This is a genomic window from Pseudomonas sp. 29 (assembly GCF_002754355.1).
GTDB classification, from domain to species: Bacteria; Pseudomonadota; Gammaproteobacteria; order Pseudomonadales; family Pseudomonadaceae; genus Aquipseudomonas; species Aquipseudomonas neuropathica.
This window is the reverse complement of sequence record NZ_PEEY01000001.1, coordinates 2,932,963-2,955,449: the sequence shown is the minus strand read 5'-3', so window position 1 is coordinate 2,955,449 and position 22,487 is coordinate 2,932,963. Positions and strand designations below refer to the sequence as shown.

Sequence of the window (22,487 nt, the reverse complement as noted above, 5' to 3'; positions counted from 1 at the left end):
CGATTAATCCGTCGCAGCAAGTATAAAAAGGGTGGCTTTGGCCGCCCTTTTTTGTGGCCGCTGCCGTTACACTACAGAACTCATGCCCGCCAGGATCTGTCTGAAAACAGGTCGCGCGAGGCGACCCAAATTGTCCAGGAGTAAAGCATGCGTAATCTGATCATCAGCGCCGCCCTCGTCGCTGCCAGCCTGTTCGGCGTGACCGCTCAAGCCGCCGAAGCCCCTGCCGCCCCTTACGTGGAACTGGCCAACCCGGTACCGGTTGCAGAGCCTGGCAAGATCGAAGTGGTCGAGCTGTTCTGGTACGGCTGCCCGCACTGCTACGCCTTTGAGCCAGTGATCAACCCATGGGTTGAAAAACTGCCATCCGACGTCAACTTCGTGCGTATCCCGGCGATGTTCGGCGGCCCGTGGGACGCTCACGGCCAGATGTTCCTGACCCTGGAAGCGATGGGTGTCGAGCACAAGGTTCACAACGCCGTGTTCAACGCAATCCAGAAAGAACACAAGAAGCTGACCGACAAGAACGACATGGCTGACTTCCTCGCCACTCAAGGCGTGGACAAGGACAAGTTCCTCGCCACCTTCGACTCGTTCGCCATCAAAGGCCAGATCGTCAAGGCCCGTGAACTGGCCAAGAAGTACGAAATCACTGGCGTGCCAACCATGATCGTCAACGGCAAGTACCGCTTTGACATCGGCTCTGCCGGTGGTGCCGAGCAGGCGCTGAAACTGGCTGACCAACTGGTTGCCAAAGAGCGAGCGGCAACCAAGGCTGCTGCCAACTAAGCGCGGCAACCGCCATGCGCCGCTGGAAGTCTGAACGCATCGTTGGCCTGCATGATCCGCAGGTCAACGAGCATCACCTGGAGTCCACGGGCCTGCCCGCAGACCAGCGTCTGCGCTTGCTCAGTTTCAATATCCAGGTCGGCATCAGCACCGAGCGCTATCGACATTACCTGACCCGTAGCTGGCAGCACCTGCTGCCGCACAACGGCCGCTCAGGCAATCTGCAAAAGATCGGCGACCTGCTCGGCGACTTCGATCTGGTCGCGCTGCAGGAAGCCGATGGCGGCAGCCTGCGTTCGGGCTACGTCAATCAGGTCGAACATCTGGCGCAGCTCGGCGCCTTCCCTTATTGGTATCAACAACTCAATCGCAACCTCGGTCGACTGGCCCAGCACAGCAATGGCGTGCTCAGTCGCCTGAAACCGTGGGCGATCGAGGATCACCCGCTGCCCGGTCCGAAAGGTCGCGGCGCGATTCTGCTGCGCTTCGGCGAAGGTCCGGAGGCGTTAGTGGTGGTGATGATGCATCTGGCCCTTGGCGCGCGAACCCGCAGCCTGCAACTGGCCTATATTCGTGAGCTGATCGGTGGCTACAAACACCAGGTATTGATGGGCGACATGAACACCCATGCCAGCGATCTGCTGCAACATTCTCCGTTACGCGATCTCGGCCTGCTGGCCCCGCAGGTGGAAGCGACATTCCCCAGCTGGCGTCCTCAGCGTTGCCTTGATCATATTTTGCTCAGCCCGACCCTGACGCTGGAAAAGGTCGAAGTGCTGGCACAACCGATTTCCGATCACCTGCCGGTCGCGGTAGAGATTCGTCTGCCGGGTTCGCTCACGGCCGATGCATTGCCCGCGTTGAGTCCTGCCCCTCGCGGAACCCCTGAATGAGCGACGACGCCCAGCGCTGGAAAGAGAAGTACCTCAAAAGCATCGAACAGCAAGACAAGCTTGAACGGCGCTGGGCCGCCAGGCTCGACTTGCTGCGGCGCGGTCTGGTGCGCAGCACGCTAGCGGCTGAAGGCACCGACAAAGTCGTCGATCAGTGCATGAAAGAGATGCGCGACGTGGTGCGCACCGACGATATGGACGCCGGCCTCGCCGCCCTGCTACCGCGCCTGGAAAAAGCCGTGCTCGATTCCGAACAGCGCCGCGAAACCCGCATCGATCAAGTCAGTACCGCGCTGACATCGCTGGTCACTCAGTTGCAGGCTTTGCCGTTGCCGCGTGAAGTCGCTCAGCCACTGAAGAAATTCGCCAAACAACTGGATAGCCGCGTCGGTTCGGCGCGGGAAATGCCCCTGTTGCTGAGTGAACTCAGCGGCTTGCAGGGCAAGGCTTTGAGTCAGCTGGAAACGCCAGCCGAACCGGGGCGCCCAGGATTGTTGCAGCGTTTGTTTGGTAGCCGTGACAGCGAAGAAGCGCTAGCGACACAATCCCCCGCGCAGGTTCCAGCCTCGCCGCCAGAGCAACCGCTGACTGCACCGTCACCCACAGCGGAAACCGCACAGCTCGCGCCTGTCGCGGCGGCTGAGCCGGTACCGGCAGCGCCTGCCAGCGAAGCACTTGCACCTGTTGTCGAACCACCCACGCCAGCCGCTCCAACCCCGTTGGAACCGGCAAATGTAGTGGCCTTCGTGCCGCCAACGGTCGTCAGCGAAGTTATCAGTGAACCGCTCGAACCGGAGGCAGAGCGCTTCGAGCCCGAGCCTGTTTTCGCCCCCGCTTCAGCGCCGGCTCAAGCGCCGATCACCGCTGAGGCGGTCAATCCTGATGAACTGATCCACCCCGGTGATCCATCACCACCGATCATCGACAGCCTGCCCCTGCCCGAACCGATTGCTCAGGCGCTGGCCGCCATCGACCCGGAACAGCCCGAGCACGACATCCTGTTCGCCCTGCCGGACACCCCGGAGCCGTCTTACAGTTCCGTGGCCAAGCACATCGAAGACACCCTGATCGGGCTGCTCGACGACCTGACCCTGCCGGAACGCCACCGCCCGCAAGCCGAAGCCATGCGTGAGCGACTAAAACACGGTTTGAACTGGTACGAACTGATCCCGATTCTCGACGATCTTGCAACGTTGATGCTGGCGATCACCGACAGCGGCCAGCACGAATTCGAAGCCTATCTGCAACAGCTCAATGAACGCCTCGAAGCGTTTCAGAGCAATCTGCAAGCCGCCAGCGAGGGCCATGCCGATAACAGCTCGGCGGCGAAAGCCATGGACACGCAGATCCGTGAGCAAGTCGACGGCCTGCAGACCAGCATGCAGGAAGCTGCGGATCTGGAAGACCTCAAGCACGTGCTGGAAAATCATCTCGAAGGCCTGCTCGGCACCATGGACCAGCATCAGAAGCAGCGCGACGCCCGCGAGCAGGAAGTCGCCACGCGGCTGAAAAGCCTGTCCGAACGCGTGGCGCACATGGAGCAGGAAGCCCAGGGTTTCCGCGAACATCTTGAAGTACAACGGCAGAAAGCACTGATCGACCCGCTCACCGGCCTGCCGAACCGCGCCGCGTGGAGCGAGCGCCTTGAGCATGAAATCAAGCAGTGGCAACAGCACGGCAACACGCTGAGCCTGGCCATGCTCGACCTCGATCACTTCAAGCGGATCAATGACAACTACGGCCATCTGGCCGGCGACAAGGTGCTGAAAATCATCGCCACCGTACTGCGCAAGCGTCTGCGCGGCGGCGATTTCATCGCCCGTTTCGGCGGTGAGGAATTCGTTCTTTTGATGCCGGCGACGCCGCCAGCGGTCGGCGCAAAACTGCTGGAAACCCTGCGCGCCGCTATCGAAGCCTGCCCGTTCCACTTCAAGGGTGAACGAGTGACCATCACCCTTTCCATGGGACTGGCGACATTCCGTGCCGGAGAACACAGCGATCTTGTATTGAAAAGAGCCGATCAGGCGTTGTACCGGGCGAAAAATGCGGGGCGCAACAGGGTCGAGCTGGGCTGAGCAAATTGTTCCATTTTGTTTAAATCCGCCCACTGACCGTCGAGACGCAAGGCAGTACGTTACACTGTTGCATTACTGTCTTGCGTGTACTGTCCTCTGCCATGAAATTCTTTGCCCTCCTCGCGTCGCTGCTCGTTCTGGCCGGTTGTGCCAGCGCCCCGCGTTACGACACCAGCCATCCTTCAGCCAATTACGACAGCCGTATCCAGTTCGTGATCGTCCACTACACCTCGGCGTCGCTGGAACGCTCGCTGCAACTGCTGACCCATGGCGAAGTCAGCAGCCATTACCTGATCGGCGACGACAAGAGCGGCACCATCTACAAGCTGATGGACGAAAACCAGCGCGCCTGGCACGCCGGCGAAAGCCAATGGCAGGGCCGTACCTGGCTTAACTCAAGTTCGATCGGTATCGAAATCGTCAATCCGGGCTTCAAGGACACCCCGACCGGCCGTCTGTGGTATCCGTACAGCGAAGCGCAGATTCAATCGTTGATCGTCCTGCTCAAGGACATCAGCAAGCGCAACGGCATCAGCCCGCGCCACATCATCGGCCATAGCGACATCGCGCCACTGCGCAAACTCGATCCGGGCCCATTGTTCCCGTGGAAACGTCTCGCCGCCGAAGGCTTGGGCGTATGGCCGAACGAACAGGCAGTAGCGCGCCAGCAAATGCTGTTCAACAGCAGCGAACTGCCGAGCATCAGCTGGTTCCAGGCACAGTTGGCGCACTTGGGTTATGACACACCGCAGACCGGTGAGCTGGACGTTGCCACACGCCACGTCCTCGCCGCCTTCCAGATGCACTTCCGCCCTTCGCGCTTCGACGGCACGCCGGATGCACAAACGGCAGCGTTGTTGCTGGTACTCAATCAGACAAAATAATGACGCCCGCCCGACGGTCAGGGCGAAATTGCAATCAGCAGCTATAACTCATTGGTAATTCTTCGGATATTCCATGATGGTTGCTACCCGAGAGACGCTGCGTAGCTGGTTTTATCGCCCCTGGTTTTTGGCGATGATCGCGGCTGTCCTCAGTGCCAGCCTGCTGATCGCCGGCGGTATGTTCGTGGCGATGCGTCAGGTCGAGCAAAACGAAAGCCAACAAATGAACGCACAAGGCGAACGTTTTCTGGCCCGCCTCGAACAATTGTTTGGCCAGTTGCGTGAAAGTCTCGATGATCTGGAAGCGCAGCCCTTGCGCAGTTGTGACGATGAAATGATCGCCACCCTGCAGCAAGTCACCTTCAACTATCGCTTCGTCTATGAAGCGGCTTACATGGACGCCTCGCGGATCTGCTCCAACCGTCCGCGCCAGGAAGGTCTGTCAGTGGTCCGCGCGCCAGACATCAAAGGCCCGACCTACAGCTATTGGCTGAACACCACCACCGAACCTGATGAAAATCGCGCAGCGCTGATGCTGGGGCGCGGCAATTTCCGCGTGGCCACCTCGCGCGGGCATCTGACCGACATGGTCGATTTGTCCCCCGGCAGCAGCCTGCTGGTGGTGCTCGATCATGGCACCCGTGCTATCCCGGTGCTTGGCACGGCGCAAGCCTGGCCACCCACGGAACACTGGCCACCGAAAAGTCGCGATGCCCTGCAAGTTACGCAAACCCGGCTGATCTACCGCATGCCCACGGATAATCCGGAATATCAGTTGGTCCTGATCACACCCAGAACCGGCATGCACATTCCGGCTGTCTGGTGGTGGATCATCCCGGCGTGTCTGCTGCTCGGCGCCTTTGTCGGATTTTTCGTGTTCTTACTGGTGCGCCAGCGTCAGTCTCTGGATGCCGAACTACACGGTGCGATCCGCCGTGGCGAACTGCAGGTGCTCTATCAACCGATCTTCGACCTCGATAGCCGCAACTGCGTCGGTGCCGAGGCCCTGCTGCGCTGGCGCCGCCCCGACGGTACGCTGACCAGCCCTGACCTGTTCATCCCCATGGCAGAAAACACCGGGCAGATCCGGCAGATGACCGACTTCGTCCTGCAGCGCCTGCTGGAGCAACTGGGCCAGTTGCTGCGCGCCAATCCGCAGCTATACATCTCGGTCAACCTGGCAGCCTGCGACGTGATGGTGCCGCGCATCGGCCAGGTCATGGCGCGGCTGCTCACCCTGCATCGCGTGGCGGCGCGGCAGATTGCCTTCGAGGTCACCGAACGTGGCTTGATTGATGTGGTTGTGGCGCGGGAAAACCTGCAAGCCTTGCGCAACGTTGGCCATCAGGTGTTGATCGACGACTTCGGCACCGGCTATTGCAGTCTCGCCTACTTGCAAACCTTGCCAGTGGACTGCTTGAAGATCGACAAAGCATTCATTGATGCACTGGGCCATGACGCGGCCAGCAGCGGCGTCGCCCCGCACATCATTCACATGGCTCAGGCGCTGGATTTGAAGGTGATTGCCGAAGGCATCGAGCTCGAATCCCAAGCGCAATTGCTCAGCAGTGAAGGGGTGAAATTCGGTCAGGGCTGGTTGTTCGCCCATGCGCTGAGCGCGGTGCAATTCATCGAACTGATCACCCGTGGCCGGCGCCTTGCCGGTCGACGCATGGATGACGAAGCCTAGACAGCGAGCGCCATATAAAACTGCGTACCCTGCCCCGGCCGTGAGTAAACGCCCATACGACCACCATGCAACTGGACGATTTCCTTACACAACGCCAGGCCCAAACCGGCACCGCCCTTCTTGCGCCCTACCTGCACGAAAGGTTCGAAGATCCGCCCCTGCTGGCCGTAGGCAATGCCTTCGCCGTTGTCTTCGACGCTGATAATCAGCCGCTCGCCATGCCGACGTGCCTGCAAGCGGATCTGACCGTCGCGGGCGGTATGGCGCAAGGCGTTGTCGATCAGGTTATCCAGCACACGATCGAGCTGTGCCTGATCGGCCTGCAAACGTGGCAACGGTCCCTGCACTTCGACATGCAGGGCGATGCCCTTGGCCGCCGCCGAATCGGCAAAGCGCAGTTGCGCCTGCTCCAGCAAATCCTCGATGGAGCATGGTGCCAGCGTTAGTTTCTGCAGGCCGTTCTGATAACGCGAGAAGTTGAGCAAGTCGTTTATCAACTGCATCAAGCGCTGCATCTCTTCGTTCACGGTGTCGAGCAAATCGGCTTCGCGCGATTCCGGGGCGTACTTCGCTCGTTCGCGGAACAGCCCGAAGGCCATGTGCATGCCGGTGACCGGCGTGCGCAGCTCATGGGAAGCGCGCAACACGAATTCGCTGCGCACCCGCTCGAAGGCACGTTGCTCGGTCACGTCATGCAAGACCATCACCGCGCCAAGGATATGCCCCTGCGTGTGGCTGACCGGCGTCAGGCTGTAGGTCAGCAAACGAGATTCGCCGTCGACCTCGATGCTCAGGTCTTCCGGTGCGCGCTCAAGCGAGCCACCGCGCAACACCAGTTGCAACTGCGCATCCAGCTCCGGCCGCTCCAGCGCGGTGCCCAAGCCTTGGCCGAGGCGATCATCGTCCCAACCCAACTGGCGCTGAGCCACCGGATTGAGGTGTTCCAGATGCCCCTCGCGGTCGATCATCAGCAAGCCGTCGTCGATACTGTCGAGCACCGCTTGCAGCCGCTGCTGACCGGCGAACAATTCGTAGACATTGGTCGCCTGATGTTCCCGCAGGGCCTCAGCCATCAGGCCGAAACGCTTGGTCAGCAGGTTCATTTCCATCGCCGAGGAAATCGGCAGGGTCACTTCAAAATTGCCTTGGCCGATATTGTCCGCCGCCTGCGCCAGCGCCTCAATCGGCGCGCCGAAACGCCGGGCAATCCCGTGGGCCGTGATGAAGCCGATGATCAACACCGCCAGCCCGACAAAACCCAACAGACCGGCGATCAACAATGCTCGGTCGCGCGCTTGATGCTGAACCGCGTTGATGTTGTCCAGTGCATGCTTGTGTTCAGTGATCAAACCGTTGCGCAGCGTGTTGAAGCGCTCTCTGAGGTTGGCGTTGCTGCTCAACGCAGTCGCCGGATCACGGGACACATCAAAGGCCTGAAGAAAACTCAGGTAATCAGCCTTGGCCTGACTGAAACCATACTGGCGGCCATCGCCAATGTGCTCTTGGGCGATACCGTCATCAAGCAACTTGAGATACTGCTGCTTCGACGCCTCGAACGCGACCGCATCGGGTTTTTCGGCGAGCATGAGGACCAGTTGATCACCCAGGGTTTGTCGCAGCTTGAGGCCCAGATCGAGAGTGACGAAGTTGTTACGCAGCGTCGTTTCCTGCGAGCCAGCCATTTGCATCACGCTGACCAGCCCGAGCAACAGCCCGAGCAAGGCCACGGTGATGAGCGCGGAAATGCTCAAGAACAAACGGGTCCGCAACTTCATCGCCAATTTCATCGTCGGGCGCTCACAGGTTGTACTGCTTGCGCTTGCGATACAGGGTCGAGGCATCGATGCCGAGCGTTTTCGCCGCCTGGTCCAAGGTGCCGGCGGTGGCGAGGACGGCGCCGATGTGGGCCTTCTCCAACTCGTCGAGACTCAACGCGGCACCGACTCGTGGCGCGTTGTTGGCCGGTTGTTCGGCCATGCCCAGGTGGCTGATCTCCACGCGTTCCTGCGGGCAGATGATGCTCGCCCGCTCGACCACGTTGCGCAACTCGCGAATGTTGCCCGGCCAGCGATAGCCGAGCAGTGCCTCGCGAGCCTCGTCGCTGAAGCCGCGTGCCGGACGCGCATACTCTTTGACGAAGCGCGCGAGGAAACGGTCGGCCAACGTCAGGATGTCCTCGGCACGCTCGCGCAGAGGCGGCAGGTGCAGAGTAATGACGTTGAGGCGATAGAGCAGGTCTTCACGGAATCGGCCGTCACGGACCATGTCTTCCAGATTGAGGTTGGTTGCGGCGAGGATGCGCACATCCGCGCGACGAGTCACCGGATCCCCTACCCGCTCATATTCCTTGTCCTGAATGAAACGCAGCAATTTTGGTTGCAATGTCAGCGGAAAATCGCCGATCTCGTCGAGAAACAGCGTACCGCCGTCGGCCTGATTGACTCGGCCCAGTGTACTTTCGCTGGCACCGGTAAATGCGCCTCGACTGTGGCCAAACAGCTCGCTTTCCATCAGTTCAGCGGTCAACGACGGGCAGTTGATGGTCACGCAGGATTTTTTCTCGCGCTTGCTCCAGCCGTGAATCGCTCGGGCCAGCTCACCTTTACCGGTGCCGGACTCGCCGAGGATCAGAATGTTGGCGTCGGTGCCGGCGACCTGACGTGCAGTTTCCAGTACGACCTTCATCGCCGGGCTGTGGGAATCGAGACCGTCCTTCGGTTTGCGGATCTCGCCTTCGAGGGCCTCGAGGCGCGCCGACAGTTGGCGCACTTCCAATTGCTTGGCAGTGGCCAGACGCAACTGATCCGGGCTGCACGGTTTGACCAGATAGTCGGCGGCGCCGGCCTGGATCGCGTCGACGGCGGTATCGACAGCCGAATGCGCGGTGACAATCACCACTCGCATCCATGGTGCCTGAATGCGCATCTGCGCCAGTACGTCGAGGCCGTTGTCTTCTCCCAGACGTAAATCAAGGAAGCACAGATCGAAGACCTGGCGTTGCAGCAAGGTGTCGGCCTGAGCCGCGCTGTTGGCTGTGGCAACCGTATAGCCTTCATCTTCGAGGCAATAACGGAAAGTACGCAGGATGGCGGATTCGTCGTCCACCAGCAGAATGCGGCCTTGATGCTCAGTGGCAGATTCCATTTTTCCTACGCTCCATAGTGATTGGTCTTGGGTTAGTCCCGGAAAAATCGGGCAAGTTGCATGGTTGATTCTGAACGATGCCAGCCATAGGAGGGTAGCTCTCTCCTGCTTTTACGGCCAATACGTTGATTTTGTTGGTTTTTTAAACAAATGCCGATTTGCAGGGCATTCCCTGCGTACTTTTCTGACATCTGCGCCCTGCTCTCAATTCCATAAGAATGAAATCTCCTACGAAAAAATCGTGCATTGCGCACGATCCCAGATGCCCCATCGTGCAGGATGCGTCGCGAAAGTTTTCTACCGCGCCTATAACCAATTGATTTTATTGAATATTTTTCAATTAAAAAACTGGCATGCAGGCTGCAATACCTCATTCAGCCCGGGCAGAAATGAACTGCCCCAACCGAATAAGAGTGAGGAACCCAGGATGACTCGCCAACGTGCCGCCCAAGTGCGTATCTCGCCACTGCATATTCAGCAAGGTCTGTTTGGCGTACTGGCGCTGTTGATCACCCTGATCGCCTGTCAGCAATACCTGCGCTGGGAAAACAGCCAGCAGGTTGAGCCGCTGATTTCGATCCAGCACAACACGCAAACGCACTTCAGCGCCGTCAGCAGCAGCCAGGCCGAGAGCGCCTCGATGCGCATGATGGATGTCGATCAGGCGCAGCCGCTGGATCAACTGCCACGTGAAGAGCGTTGGGTTTTCTAAAGAACAGATGAATTCGGGCGCGCAGCGCCAGAACACGTAACACCCCTAAATAGAGAAGTAAGGAGAATCACCATGTTGAGCTGGGCAATTACATTCTTGATCATTGCCATCATCGCTGCAGTACTGGGCTTCGGTGGTATCGCGGGCACCGCCACGGGTATCGCCAAGATTCTCTTTGTCGTGTTCCTGGTGATGTTCATCGCTTCCTTCTTCTTTGGCCGTCGCGGCCGAGGTTAACGATGACTGTGTTAAAGACACTGGCAGCCGCCCTGCTTCTGGGCGGCAGTGCCATGGCGATGGCGGCCAATGACGGCCAGGCGCGGGTCAACGAACTATTGAGTTCCGACCCGCAGTATCGCGAAACCTGGGAAGGCGTGGTGAAGAAGGAAGAACGCCTGCCGGAATGGGTGATGAACCTGTCCGGCACGCCTGACCAGCAGATGAATGCCGTAACTGAAGATGGCGACCAGTATCTGGTCGGCCCGCTCTGCGAATCTGCAGACAAGTGCCTGAACCACCGCTTGATCGTCGCGTTCAGTTTCGACAAGAAAGACGCATACGCCATGCTCGTGGATGTGCCCGAAGGACTGCCGGCCGACAAGTCGCCAACGCGACATGCCACCTACCGCTTCCTCGGCAAACCCGATCAGGGCATGCAGGATCTTTTGATGGAAACCCTGAAGAAAGATCCGAAGTGGTACTGATTTGAACATGAAGGCAGCAGCCCTGCTGCCTTCCATTGCGCCCACCTGAGGAAGGCAGGCGCATGACCAAGGGGCCGGGACGTTCTGACTGTTGCAGGGTCGGAGTGACCTACGGGGACAGGGAGTGCCTGCGCAAGGGCCGGGTCAGGGTAAAAGCTGCGCCGCAGGTTCGCCGACCCGTAGTGGCTCGACGGACTTGCGCTGAGCTTTCCAACACGCAAAACATTGATCCAGAGCGTCCAGCTCATCCTTTTTATCGCTGACACTGCGCGCGAAAACATTACGCGGTGTTTCATGGCGACCGTATATCGACAAAGAGACCACTTAAACAGTAGGACTTCTAGTCTTCCTGCGTAGGCTTTTTCCTAAATATTTCGTCGATTTTTCTCGTTCAAAAAACAACCAACCTAGGCTGTGATGGCCGGTTCACGGCACTTATGCCGGCCGAAATGTCACAATCGAACCGGTTGGGACGCCAGTTTCATTTAAAAAAGCTCATGCCGATTCGGCATAGGGTAGGCGTTTACGGCATTAGACGGCGCAACCTTGCATCGGAATAGTTGCGCCTTTTTTCGCCTGCCGAAGAGCCGTAAATACGCGCTTCGGGGCACCTTATACGGAGGCAGATGCACAGACTTTTCCGCTAAAGAGCGTTCCAGTTCCTGCATGTGCCTGAGTCAAACGCAAGTAAGGGTAAAGATAATGAAGAAGGCAAAAATCAGCCTCGCCTGGCAGATCCTCATCGGTCTTGTTCTAGGGATTGCAATTGGTGCGTTGCTCAATCACTTCAGTGCCGAGAAGGCTTGGTGGATCAGCAACGTCCTGCAACCGGCAGGCGATATCTTTATCCGTCTGATCAAGATGATCGTGATCCCGATCGTCATCTCTTCCCTGATTGTCGGCATTGCCGGCGTGGGCGACGCCAAGAAACTCGGGCGGATTGGCCTGAAGACGATCATCTATTTCGAAATCGTCACCACCATCGCCATCGTTGTCGGCCTGCTGCTGGCCAACCTGTTCCACCCGGGTACCGGCATCGACATGAGCACCCTGGGCACGGTGGACATCTCGAAGTACCAGGCGACCGCCGCCGAAGTGCAGCATGAACACGCGTTCATCGAGACCATCCTCAACCTGATCCCGTCGAACATCTTCGCGGCCATGGCCCGCGGCGAAATGCTGCCGATCATCTTCTTCTCCGTGCTGTTCGGTCTCGGTCTGTCGAGCCTGCAGTCGGACCTGCGCGAGCCGCTGGTGAAGATGTTCCAGGGCGTCTCGGAAAGCATGTTCAAAGTCACCCACATGATCATGAACTATGCGCCGATCGGCGTGTTCGCACTGATCGCGGTGACCGTGGCCAACTTCGGCTTCGCCTCGCTGCTGCCGCTGGCGAAACTGGTGATTCTGGTTTACGTCGCCATCGCCTTCTTTGCCTTCGTGGTGCTGGGCCTGATCGCCAAGCTGTTCGGTTTCTCTGTGATCAAGCTGATGCGCATCTTCAAGGATGAGCTGGTGCTGGCCTACTCCACCGCGTCTTCGGAAACCGTGCTGCCACGCGTGATTGAGAAGATGGAAGCCTACGGCGCACCGAAAGCCATCTGCAGCTTCGTGGTGCCTACCGGTTATTCGTTCAACCTCGACGGTTCGACCCTGTACCAGTCGATCGCCGCCATCTTTATTGCCCAGCTCTACGGCATCGACCTGTCGATCAGCCAGCAGCTGCTGCTGGTCCTGACCCTGATGGTCACCTCCAAAGGCATCGCCGGTGTACCGGGCGTGTCCTTCGTGGTACTGCTGGCCACTCTGGGCAGCGTCGGCATTCCGCTGGAAGGCTTGGCGTTCATCGCCGGTGTCGACCGCATCATGGACATGGCGCGTACCGCTCTGAACGTGATTGGTAACGCCCTGGCGGTACTGGTTATCGCACGTTGGGAAGGCATGTACGACGATGCCAAGGGCCAGCGCTACTGGAACTCCCTGCCGCACTGGCGCAGCAAGGAAAAACTGCCTGCAGGCGAAATCTCGAAGAACTGACACACCCCTGTAGGAGCTGCCGCAGGCTGCGATCTGTTGATCTTGCTTTTTAAAAACAAAATCAAAAGATCGCAGCCTTCGGCAGCTCCTACAGGAGATTGAGGTCAACCCGGTAAATGGGGTGGCAGCAGGTACACACAAACCCCGGAGAAATCCGGGGTTTGTCGTTTCTGGTGACCCCGCTATCATTCGCGGCATTCTTCGGGGGATTTGACTGATGCTTAATGGCCTGTGGCTTGGCTTCTTCATCGTGGCAGCCGTATCGGCGCTGGCGCAGTGGCTGATCGGCGGTAACGCCGGGATCTTCGCGGCGATGGTGGAAAGCATTTTCGCCATGGCCAAGCTCTCGGTCGAAGTCATGGTGCTGCTGTTCGGCACCCTCACCCTGTGGCTGGGCTTTCTGCGCATTGCCGAGAAGGCCGGCATCGTCGAATGGTTGGCCAAGATCCTCGGCCCGCTGTTTCTAAGGCTGATGCCGGAAGTCCCACCCGGTCACCCTGCCCTTGGCCTGATCACCCTGAACTTCGCCGCCAACGGCTTGGGCCTCGACAATGCCGCGACGCCCATCGGCCTGAAAGCCATGAAGGCGCTGCAAGAGCTCAATCCCAGCGCCACCATCGCCAGTAACGCGCAAATCCTCTTCCTGGTGCTCAACGCCTCCTCCCTGACCCTGCTGCCGGTGACGATCTTCATGTACCGCGCCCAGCAAGGCGCGCCAGATCCGACGCTGGTGTTCCTGCCGATCCTGCTGGCGACCAGTTGTTCGACGATCGTCGGCTTCCTCTCGGTGGCGTTCATGCAGCGCCTGCGGATCTGGGATCCGGTGGTGCTGGCCTATCTGGTACCGGGTGCGCTGTTGTTGGGTGGTTTCATGGCGTTGCTCGGCACCCTTTCAGCGACGGCTTTGGCGGGATTGTCGTCGATCCTCGGCAATCTCACGCTGTTCGGGTTGATCATGCTGTTTCTGATCATCGGCGCGTTAAGGAAAGTGAAGGTTTACGAGGCGTTCGTTGAAGGCGCGAAGGAAGGCTTCGACGTCGCGAAGAACCTGCTGCCGTATCTGGTGGCGATGCTCTGCGCGGTCGGCGTACTGCGTGCGTCCGGGGCGCTGGACTTCGGTCTGGACGGCATTCGTCATCTGGTCGAGTGGGCGGGTTGGGACACGCGGTTTGTCGATGCGTTGCCGACGGCGATGGTCAAGCCGTTCTCCGGCAGCGCAGCGCGGGCCATGCTGATCGAGACGATGAAGACCTCGGGCGTCGACAGCTTCCCGGCGCTGGTCGCGGCGACGGTGCAGGGTAGTACCGAGACGACGTTCTATGTGCTGGCAGTGTATTTCGGCGCGGTGGGGATTCAACGCGCGAGGCATGCGGTGGGGTGTGCGTTGCTGGCGGAGTTCGCTGGTGTGATTGGCGCCATTGCCGTCTGCTACTGGTTCTTCGGCTGAACAAAAATCCAGACTGTAGGAGTGAGCCTGCTCGCGATAGCGGTGTATCAGTCACCGATGATGGCGATTGATAAACCGCTATCGCGAGCAGGCTCACTCCTACAGGGGTTGTGTGTCGGGCTTAAGGTTTTGGGGGGGCGAGTTTCTGGCCTTGGTCGACAGCCCAAGCGACGACTTTCGCGGTCAGGCGATCACTGGCCTGGCCAAACCCGGCCACCACCGCCGGCACCTGCACATCGCTCAACGGCTGGCGCTCTTCAAAGCGGCGACTGGCGAGAATGCGCTGGTCATAACCGCGCACCAGCAACGCATCGACGCGCACCACAACGCTGGCCTGTGAGCCTTGGTATTCGGTCTGAAACGCCTGCAAACTCCCGCCCAATTCCAGATCCGCCGCAAAGTTGCTGTCATCGGTACTAAGCAACGTCACCCGACCATCACGCTGAAACCCATCGAGCAAGCGATTACGCACCAGCACCGGCGCCGGATCACTCCAGCGCGAGCCCTTGTAACTGCTGATCACGTCGCCCTGCGGAATCACCGCAATCGTCGGCCGGTTCAACGCCTCACTGGCCTGCAACTTGTTCAGCCGCAACGACCAAGACTGAGTCGCCGCCGAACTGGCCGAGGCGGGCGCCTGTGCGGCCGGCAGGCGATAGACATCCGACGGCTCCGACTGGGGCAGAATCGAACAGGCGCTGATCAGCGTGAAGCCGGCGAGAAGGGCAAGTCGAGTCAGCTTCATGGCGTGAATTCCTTGTTCTTGTCACGGCCCAGCAGGTAGCCGCTGGGGTTGGCCTCAAGGCGTTGGGAGATGGCGCGCAGCGAGGTCAGCGTCTCGCGCAGTTCGCGGATCGCCGGGGCCAGGCCATTGAGGCCCTGCATGCCGTTGTCGAGGGAGTTTTCGTTTTTGTTCAGCAGGGTGCTGATCGTCGCGGTACTTTGCTCCAGCGACTTCATGGCTTGTTCGGCACTGCCCAATGCCTGCTTGCCCTGATCGTTGATCAAGCCGTTGGCATTGCGCATTAGCAACGAGGTCTGTTCGAGCATGCTGCCGGCCTGTTTGCCGACGGTCGCCAATTGCTGCATGGCTTGCTTGATGTCGCCGCGCTGATCGTTGATGGTGCCGGTGGTCTGCTCCAGATGGGCGAGGGTCTTGCTCACACGCTCGACGTTGTCGGCAGAGAACATCTGGTTGGCGTTTTGCAGCAGCGCAGTGATGCCGGTCATCAAATCGTTGCTGTCATTGAGCAAGCGCGAAATAGGCGAGGGCGAGGCGACGATGGTCGGCAGATTGCCGTCATGCCCACGCAGTTTCGGGCTTTCGGGTGTACCACCGCTGAGCTGGATGATCGAGGTCCCCGTGATCCCGGCCAGCGCCAGTTTGGCCTGGGTGTCTTCCTTGACCGGGGTGTCACCGGCCAGACGAATCCGCGCCAGCACCCGCCGTGGGTCCTTCGGATCAAGGCGCAGGTTGATCACATCGCCGACCTTGATCCCGCTGTACTGCACCGGGCTGCCTTTGGACAAGCCACTGACCGCCTCACTGAAGACAATTTCGTAATCCTTGAACTCGGTGTCGACGCTGGACTTGGCCAGCCACAGGCCGAAGAGCAGGGCGCCTGCCACCACAATCACGGAGAACAGGCCGATCAACACATGATGCGCTCGGGTTTCCATGTCAGACCTCGTTGAGCAATTTGGCGGCGTCCAGCGCCGAGCGGCCGCGCGGGCCGTGGAAGTATTCGTGAATCCACGCGTCGTCGGTTTCGGAAACGACGTCGATGGGTCCTGCGACCAGGACTTTTTTCTGCGCGAGCACCGCCACACGGTCGGTGATGGTGTAGAGCGTGTCGAGGTCGTGGGTCACCAGAAACACGCTGAGGCCGAGTGCATCGCGCAGGGTCAGGATCAATTGATCGAACTGCGCCGCGCCAATCGGATCGAGCCCGGCGGTGGGTTCATCGAGAAACAGAATGTCCGGATCCAGCGCCAAAGCACGGGCCAGCGCCGCGCGTTTGACCATGCCGCCGGACAGCGACGCCGGGTATTTGTCCGCCGCCGACAGCGGCAGCCCGGCCAACGCCAGCTTCACCGCCGCCAAGTGCTCGGCGTCGTTGCGGCTGAGGCCGGCGTGTTCGATAAGGGGCAGGGCGACGTTCTCGGTGACGGTCAGCGACGAGAACAGCGCGCCTTTCTGAAACAGCACGCCAAAACGCCGCTCGACCAGCGAACGCTCATGCTCGGAGAGGCTCGGCAAGTTCTTGCCGAACACTTTGACCATGCCTTCGCTGGGCCGGCGCAACCCGACAATGCTGCGCAACAGCACCGATTTGCCGCTGCCGGAGCCGCCGACCACGGCGAGAATCTCGCCTTTGTACAAATCCAGATCGAGGTTCTCGTGCACGCTCTGGCTGCCAAAGCGATTGCACAGGCCACGGACTTCGATCACCGCCTCCGAGGGCGCGCGGGGTAGACGACTCACCAGCCCATCTCCATGAAGAACAGCGCGGCCACCGCGTCGAGCACGATCACCACGAAAATCGATTGCACCACGGCAGACGTGGTGTGCGCGCCAACCGACTCGGCGCTGCCACTGACCTTGAAACCTTCCAGACAACCAATCGCGGCAATCAGGAAAGCGAAGATCGGGGCTTTGACCAGGCCCACCAGAAAATGCTGGATGCCGATGTCCGATTGCAGCAACGACAGAAACATCGCCGGCGAAATATCCAGCGACACCGCACAGACCACGCCGCCACCGATGATCCCGCAAAGCATGGCGAGAAACGTCAGCATCGGCAGCGCCACCAGCATCGCCAATACCCGCGGCACCACCAGCAACTCCATCGGATCGAGGCCGAGGGTGCGGATTGCGTCGATTTCCTCGTTGGCCTTCATCGAGCCGATCTGCGCAGTGAAGGCACTGGCAGTGCGCCCGGCCATGAGGATCGCCGTGAGCAGCACACCGAATTCGCGCAGGAACGAGAAGCCCACCAGGTCCACAGTAAAAATTGTCGCACCGAAACTGGCCAGCACCGTCGCGCCAAGAAACGCCACCACCGCACCCACCAGAAAAGTCAGCAACGCCACAATCGGCGCGGCGTCGAGGCCGGTCTGCTCGATGTGCGCGATCATCGGCGTGATGCGCCAGCGCTTGGGCCGTAACAGGTTGCGAGCGATGGTTTCCATGATCAGGCCGACGAAACCGAGCAGTTGCAGAGTGTCCTGCCAGACGGTGTCAACGGCGCGACCAATGCGCGTCAGCAGTTGCACACTGACGCTGATTTCCGGCTCTTTGATCGGCACGCAGAAATCGGTCATCGAGCAGTACACGGTTTGCAGCAGCGCGCGGTCGGCGGAGGTCAGGGTGCAATCGGGGTGTTCGGCGGATTTGCCCAGGCGTTCGGAGCCGAGCAGTTCGACCAGCAACGAAGCGCCAGCGGTGTCGAGGGCGCCGAGGCTGTTGAGGTCGATCGGGGTGTTGGCATCGTACTGACCGTGGAGCTTTTCGCTCAGTTGCTTGAGCTCGGCGTAATGGGCAAGCGTCCAGTCCCCCGTGACCCGCAGGCGGGCAGGGGTTATCGACGTGTCCAGTTGAGCATTACCGCTGATCGAGCTGCTGGTCATAAGCTCCGTGCTTGTTCGGCCTTTATGCGAACTAACGTAATAGCACGAACCGGATTACTTTTCTTTGATCGCTGTGCTGTCCGTGACTTCGAAACGCAGCACGCCGATCACCTGGCCATCCTCGGTCAACACCCGCACCTGCCACTTGCCCGCCGGATTGCCAGGGAAATTCTGCTTGTGCGTCCACGCCCGGTAGCCTTCCTTGCGCCCGCCATGGATGTCGAGGGCGATGCGGTCGACCTCTTTGCCGTTGAATTGCCAGACGTGATAGATCCGCTCATCGAGCCCGCGCGGCGCGTTTATTGCGGTGTAGGCATAGAGGCCATCGCCACGAATCTGCTCGGCGCTGACCGTGTCGAGGCTGGCGCCGGGGGTGCGATCCTGCATTTGCGTGCTGATCGCCACGTCGGTCATCCACAGCGTCGCCGGCGGCACCCACGAACGCAGCGCCCAACCCACGCCACCGATGCCGACCGTGATGCACAGGATTGCCAAAGCATTGCGCACCGTGCGGATCGGGAAGATCGACGCCAGGCTCGGGAACGACAACAACACGGCAATGCCCAGCGCCCATTTGAAGCTTTGCGCGGTGGTCAGGTGCATGATCACCGGCAACGCGGTGAGCAGGGCGGCGAACAGGGTCAGCGTGTGCAGCGCGAGAAACGCCCAGCGCCGTGGCGCCAGCCATTTGTAATAAAGCGGATCAACGATGGAAATCAGTGCGGCGACGCTGAGCAGCCCGGTGAAAAACAACTGGCCGCTGTTCCAGGTCGTGGTGATGAAGAAAAACGGCAAGACGAAAAACAGGCTTTCCTGATGGATCATCTGCGTCGCGTAACGCAGCAGCGGCTGGGGAATCTCGCGTTTGAACACGCGGGTGAAGAGGCCGGTGAGGGTGTTTTCCAGCATCAGCCAGATCCAGCTGAGCAGCATGATCACGGTGATCCAGCTCGCCAGGCCCTGCTGACGATCGACCATGATGAAACTGCCGACCCCGGAGATGAACCCGCCAAGCGCAATGACCCCGGGATAACGCTTCATCAGTTCGAGAATGCGCTGGATCAGGAGCTGTATTTTTGGCATTTGGGCGGTTCACGACTTGAGGGGAAAAAACCTCGACAGAGTAGCGCTGGCAAGGCTGATGGTCACTTAAAACCAACGCATTTCCTTGTAGGAGTGAGCCTGCTCGCGATTGCGGTGTATCAGCCGAAGAAATGATGACTGAAGGACCGCTATCGCGAGCAGGCTCACTCCTACAGGGTTAGTGTTCGGCCGGCCGGCGGCGGTGATGCAAACGCCAGCCGATCAGGATCAACAACACCAGACCCAAGCCACCCGCACTCAACCACAAAACCTGATCATCACTGATCAACGGCTTCTCGATCCGCAGATACCCCGGTTGCAACAGCAACTCACGCATGGCCTTGTTCGCCGCTTCCAGCGTCACCCCTTGCAGCTCCCGCGCCGGGTTGGCAAAACGACCGTCCTGGTAATCACCGAGGGCGCTCCAGTAATAATCCGCCAGCGCACTGTTGCCTTGCACCGCCCACGCCTGATGGGCGATCGAGGCCTGCTTGATCCGCGCGAAAGTATCCGGGTCTAGGCCGTTTTTCAGCAGATCAGCCTTGAGGTCCTCCAGCACCTGAATGGCTTCGTCAACGTCATCACGATCCAGATCGGCGTTCAGACTCATGAAGCCCACACCGCCAAACACCTCACGCTCAGCCCACGGCCCGTAGGACAAACCGTGGTTGAGACGAATCTGCCGGTACAGCGCCCAGTCGAGATAATCCTTGAGGATATCGAACGTCTGGTCGTACTGATCGTCCAGCACCGGTTCCGGCACCAGCCAGTGCAATTTGGCGCTGTCGCCGATAAAGCCACGGGTGAGCGTGCGCTCGTGGGCGGCGCTGGTGCGGATATCCGGCAGTGGGCGGTGTTCGCTTGGCTCGACCGCTTCGAGCGCGCCCCAAGTGCGTTCCAGATACGCCGGCAGCAGTTTGTCGAGTTCGCCGACGACAATCAGCGTCATGTTGTTCGGCGCGTACCAGGCCTTGCGCACCTTCTCCAGTTGCTCCTGAGTCAGATGGCCGACCTCGGCGCGTTGCGGGCATTTGAGGCCCAGTTCAACAGCTAGCTGATTGCTCGCGGTGTGGCCGAGGTCCTGACGATCGAGAAAGCGTTGCAGGCGTGTGTAATGGCCGCCGTCCTCGCGCTCGACCACACGTTTGGCGGCGTTGATCGCGTTGTCGTCGATACGTGTTTGCGTGAGCAGAGCGAGCAGCAGGTCGAGTACCTTGCGCTGGTTTTTCGCCGGAGCTTCGATGACGAAGGTGGTGTCGGCGTTGCTGGTGAAGGCATTCCAGTCACCGCCCAGCGCTTGCATGCGCTCCTCCAGACCACCTTCGCCGGTGGCGTCGATGCCACTGAACAGCAGGTGTTCGAGCAGGTGCGGCAGCTCCTTGTCACCGCATTCGAAATCATCAAGGCCGACGCCGACCACCAGCCGGATCGCCACGTGCCCCCGTTCGGTGCCGGGCTTGAGCATTAGCTGCAAACCGTTGGGCAGCGCATAGCCTTCAACCTGAAAACGATCCAGGGCGAAGGCGGGCAGGGAACCGAGCAACAGACAGGCGAACAACAGGCAACGCATAACAGGCTTCCGTACGGCTGATTTGGAGATCCGTGTCGTCAGTCAGGGCCCCATCGCGAGCAGGCTCACTCCTGCATTTGGAATGCGTCCCCCCTGTAGGAGTGAGCCTGCTCGCGATAGCGGCCTGAAGGCTGAATCAATGTAACTGACTAAACCCAGCCCCAGTCGTTCAAGGCGAATGCGTAATGTCGGCAATATCATCCGCCGCCAGCGCCCCGGTATCCGCCGTTTCCAGCACCACATACGCACTGCCGCAAAACAGCGAATTCAAGCGTTTCATGTCGGCAATCAACTCCAGGTGCAGCGAGCTGGTTTCAATACTCTGCACGATCTTGCGTTGCAAACGGCTGACATGCGCGTGGGCCAGACGACGTTCCTGCGCGCGAAAGCGGCGTTTCTCGCGGAGCAATTGCCGGGCACTTTCGCGGTCGCCGCTGAGAAACACCGACAGGCCCAAACGCAAATTGGCGATCAGTTGCTGTTGCAGCCCGGCCAGGTCCTCCAGACCTTCTTCGGAAAACGAGCGCCGCTGCGAGGTTTTCTGCTGCTGGATCTTGCGCAGCATGCGTTCGATCAAATCGGCGGCCAGTTTCAGATTGATCGCCAGCTCGATGATTTCGGCCCAGCGCCGACTGTCCTGCTCGCCGAGGTCTTCGCGGGGCATCTGCGCCAGGTACAGTTTGATTGCGCTGTACAGCGCTTCGACGTCGTCGGTCAGTCGACGCATTTCCTGGGTGACGGCGGTCTGCTTGCCGCGCAACACATCGAGGGTCGCGTCGAGCATGTTGTCGAGCAGATCGCCCATGCGCAGGGTTTCCCGCGCGGCGTTGGCCAACGCCAGGCTCGGTGTGACCAGCGCGGTCGCGTCGAGATGGCGCGGTTTGGCGGTGCCGTTGACCTCCGGCCGCTCCGGCAGCAGCCAAGCACACAGGCGTGCCATCGGCCCGACGCTTGGTAGAAGAATCAGGCAGCGCGCGGTGTTGTAGAGCAGGTGGAAGCCGATGACCATTTCCTGCGGGCTGAAATCGAGGCTGTCGATCCAGTGCACCAACGGATCGAGTACCGGAATGATCAGCAGCAAGCCGATCAGTTTGTACAGCAGACTGCCCAGCGCCACTTGCCGCCCGGCCGCGTTCTGCATGCTGGTGCTCATGAACGCAAGAATGCCGCTGCCAATATTGGCGCCGATCACCAGGCCGATCGCCACCGGCAGACTGATCACACTGGCGCCGGCCAGTGTCGCGGTGAGCAACACGGCGGCGAGGCTCGAGTAGGAAATCATCGCGAACAACGCGCCGACCAAGGCGTCGAGAAGGATATCGCCGGTCAGCGAGGCGAAGATCACCTTGACCCCTTGCGCGTGGGTGATCGGTGCGGCGGCCTCGACGATCAATTGCAGCGCGAGAATGATCAGCCCCAGACCGATGCTGACCCGGCCCATCTGCCCGAGCCGCGTCTGTTTGCGCGACAGAAAGAAAATCACCCCGAGGAAAATCAGCAGCGGCGACAGCCACGACAAGTCAAACGTCAGCACCCGCGCCATCAGCGCGGTACCGACGTCGGCGCCGAGCATGGTCGCCAGCGCCGGGGTCAGCGCCATCAGGCCCTGGCCGACGAAAGAGGTCACGAGCATGGCCGTGGCATTGCTGCTCTGCACCATCGCGGTAACGACGATGCCGGCGACAAAGGCCAGCCAGCGCTTGGACATGTTCTGGCCGATCACATGGCGCAGATTGGTGCCGTACACCCGCAGGATGCCGGTTCGAACAATGTGCGTGCCCCAGATCAACAGGGCGACGGCGGAAAGCAGATTGAGCAGGGTGAGCATGCAG

19 protein-coding genes are annotated in these 22,487 nt (G+C 60.0%); 10 read left to right on the top strand and 9 right to left on the bottom strand.

What is annotated here, in order from left to right; genetic code table 11:
• Positions 1-147 precede the first annotated feature (147 nt).
• From CLU80_RS13815 to CLU80_RS13795, 5 genes are all read left to right on the top strand, one after another.
• Positions 148-789, top strand: coding sequence for a thiol:disulfide interchange protein DsbA/DsbL (locus CLU80_RS13815; protein WP_093429506.1), 642 nt, complete (start codon positions 148-150; stop codon positions 787-789).
• A 14-nt stretch (positions 790-803) separates the two neighbouring features.
• Positions 804-1,682, top strand: a complete 879-nt coding sequence (locus CLU80_RS13810) for an endonuclease/exonuclease/phosphatase family protein (protein WP_093429507.1) — start codon at positions 804-806, stop codon at positions 1,680-1,682.
• On the top strand, positions 1,679-3,757 hold the full coding sequence (locus CLU80_RS13805) for a GGDEF domain-containing protein (protein ID WP_099757621.1): 2,079 nt from the start codon (positions 1,679-1,681) through the stop codon (positions 3,755-3,757). The genes CLU80_RS13810 and CLU80_RS13805 overlap by 4 nt, the downstream gene beginning before the upstream one ends.
• 101 nt (positions 3,758-3,858) lie before the next feature.
• Positions 3,859-4,641: an N-acetylmuramoyl-L-alanine amidase gene (locus CLU80_RS13800; RefSeq protein ID WP_099757620.1), complete on the top strand. Its 783-nt coding sequence runs from the start codon at positions 3,859-3,861 to the stop codon at positions 4,639-4,641.
• Positions 4,642-4,717: 76 nt separating this feature from the next.
• The gene (locus tag CLU80_RS13795) at positions 4,718-6,331 is read left to right on the top strand and encodes an EAL domain-containing protein (protein ID WP_175559542.1); all 1,614 of its coding nucleotides are present in this window, start codon (positions 4,718-4,720) and stop codon (positions 6,329-6,331) included.
• Here CLU80_RS13795 and CLU80_RS13790 read toward each other — a convergent pair.
• Positions 6,328-8,118 (bottom strand): KinB sensor domain-containing domain, encoded by a 1,791-nt coding sequence (locus tag CLU80_RS13790; RefSeq protein ID WP_099757619.1) that lies wholly within the window; start codon positions 8,116-8,118, stop codon positions 6,328-6,330. The genes CLU80_RS13795 and CLU80_RS13790 overlap by 4 nt on opposite strands.
• A 10-nt stretch (positions 8,119-8,128) precedes the next feature.
• Complete coding sequence (algB, locus tag CLU80_RS13785) at positions 8,129-9,475, bottom strand: sigma-54-dependent response regulator transcription factor AlgB (protein ID WP_095049546.1); 1,347 nt, start codon at positions 9,473-9,475, stop codon at positions 8,129-8,131.
• A gap of 427 nt (positions 9,476-9,902) precedes the next feature.
• On the opposite strand from algB, the gene CLU80_RS13780 reads away from it, so the two are divergent.
• From CLU80_RS13780 to CLU80_RS13755, 5 genes are all read left to right on the top strand, one after another.
• Entirely contained in the window at positions 9,903-10,187 is a 285-nt protein-coding gene (locus CLU80_RS13780; RefSeq protein WP_093429512.1) for a hypothetical protein, read from the top strand.
• Positions 10,188-10,259: 72 nt separating this feature from the next.
• Complete coding sequence (locus tag CLU80_RS13775) at positions 10,260-10,424, top strand: DUF1328 domain-containing protein (protein WP_003177151.1); 165 nt, start codon at positions 10,260-10,262, stop codon at positions 10,422-10,424.
• Positions 10,425-10,426: 2 nt separating this feature from the next.
• Positions 10,427-10,891, top strand: coding sequence for an inhibitor of vertebrate lysozyme family protein (locus tag CLU80_RS13770; protein WP_095049547.1), 465 nt, complete (start codon positions 10,427-10,429; stop codon positions 10,889-10,891).
• Between the two features lie 702 nt (positions 10,892-11,593).
• Positions 11,594-12,925: a glutamate/aspartate:proton symporter GltP gene (gltP, locus tag CLU80_RS13765; protein WP_034152229.1), complete on the top strand. Its 1,332-nt coding sequence runs from the start codon at positions 11,594-11,596 to the stop codon at positions 12,923-12,925.
• A gap of 217 nt (positions 12,926-13,142) precedes the next feature.
• Positions 13,143-14,372 (top strand): spore maturation protein, encoded by a 1,230-nt coding sequence (locus CLU80_RS13755; protein WP_099757618.1) that lies wholly within the window; start codon positions 13,143-13,145, stop codon positions 14,370-14,372.
• A gap of 121 nt (positions 14,373-14,493) precedes the next feature.
• Here CLU80_RS13755 and CLU80_RS13750 read toward each other — a convergent pair whose 3' ends face one another.
• The 7 genes from CLU80_RS13750 to CLU80_RS13720 all read right to left on the bottom strand — a co-directional run bounded on the left by CLU80_RS13750 (position 14,494) and on the right by CLU80_RS13720 (position 22,483).
• Positions 14,494-15,117 carry an ABC-type transport auxiliary lipoprotein family protein gene (locus CLU80_RS13750; protein WP_093429516.1) on the bottom strand — a complete coding sequence of 208 codons (624 nt, stop codon included), beginning with the start codon at positions 15,115-15,117 and terminating at the stop codon, positions 14,494-14,496.
• Complete coding sequence (locus CLU80_RS13745) at positions 15,114-16,052, bottom strand: MlaD family protein (RefSeq protein WP_099757617.1); 939 nt, start codon at positions 16,050-16,052, stop codon at positions 15,114-15,116. The genes CLU80_RS13750 and CLU80_RS13745 overlap by 4 nt, the downstream gene beginning before the upstream one ends.
• A 1-nt stretch (position 16,053) precedes the next feature.
• A complete protein-coding gene (locus CLU80_RS13740; protein WP_099757616.1) occupies positions 16,054-16,857 on the bottom strand; it encodes an ABC transporter ATP-binding protein in 804 nt (267 codons plus the stop codon).
• On the bottom strand, positions 16,854-18,002 hold the full coding sequence (locus CLU80_RS13735) for an ABC transporter permease (protein WP_093429519.1): 1,149 nt from the start codon (positions 18,000-18,002) through the stop codon (positions 16,854-16,856). The genes CLU80_RS13740 and CLU80_RS13735 overlap by 4 nt, the downstream gene beginning before the upstream one ends.
• 54 nt (positions 18,003-18,056) lie before the next feature.
• On the bottom strand, positions 18,057-19,085 hold the full coding sequence (locus CLU80_RS13730; RefSeq protein WP_016986428.1) for a DUF5924 family protein: 1,029 nt from the start codon (positions 19,083-19,085) through the stop codon (positions 18,057-18,059).
• 178 nt (positions 19,086-19,263) lie between these two features.
• Positions 19,264-20,655, bottom strand: coding sequence for a M16 family metallopeptidase (locus CLU80_RS13725; protein WP_099757615.1), 1,392 nt, complete (start codon positions 20,653-20,655; stop codon positions 19,264-19,266).
• 169 nt (positions 20,656-20,824) lie between these two features.
• Complete coding sequence (locus CLU80_RS13720) at positions 20,825-22,483, bottom strand: Na/Pi cotransporter family protein (protein WP_095125091.1); 1,659 nt, start codon at positions 22,481-22,483, stop codon at positions 20,825-20,827.
• Positions 22,484-22,487 lie beyond the last annotated feature (4 nt).